Origin of the sequence: Rugamonas apoptosis, from assembly GCF_014042355.1 — a bacterium.
GTDB lineage: Bacteria > Pseudomonadota > Gammaproteobacteria > Burkholderiales > Burkholderiaceae_D > Rugamonas > Rugamonas apoptosis.
Genome location: NZ_JACEZU010000076.1, coordinates 1 through 255, shown reverse-complemented (window position 1 = coordinate 255; position 255 = coordinate 1). Strand labels below are relative to the sequence as shown.

1 pseudogene is annotated in these 255 nt (G+C 66.7%); it reads left to right on the top strand.

Annotated elements, in window-relative coordinates:
* A pseudogene (locus H3H39_RS27495) lies at positions 1–255 on the top strand (TolC family protein); the annotation flags it as partial.

Here is a 255-nt window from a genome sequence, read left to right as displayed (position 1 = left end):
GGGCCGAACTGGAACTGAGCCTGGAACAGGTACGCACGGCCGGCCAGAAGCTGCGCCTCGACGACGAGCAGTTGCTGCCTGCGGCCGGCAAGTCGGCTGACGCGGCCGAATTCGCATTCCAGCGTGGTGCGCTGGGCATCATGGATTTACTGGATGTGCGGCGCACCTATCGCAGCGCCCAGCTGGACGCGCTGGCCGCTCGCGCAGACTACGCAAAATCAGTGGCGGCCTTGCAGGCGGCCGTCTCGGAGGGAA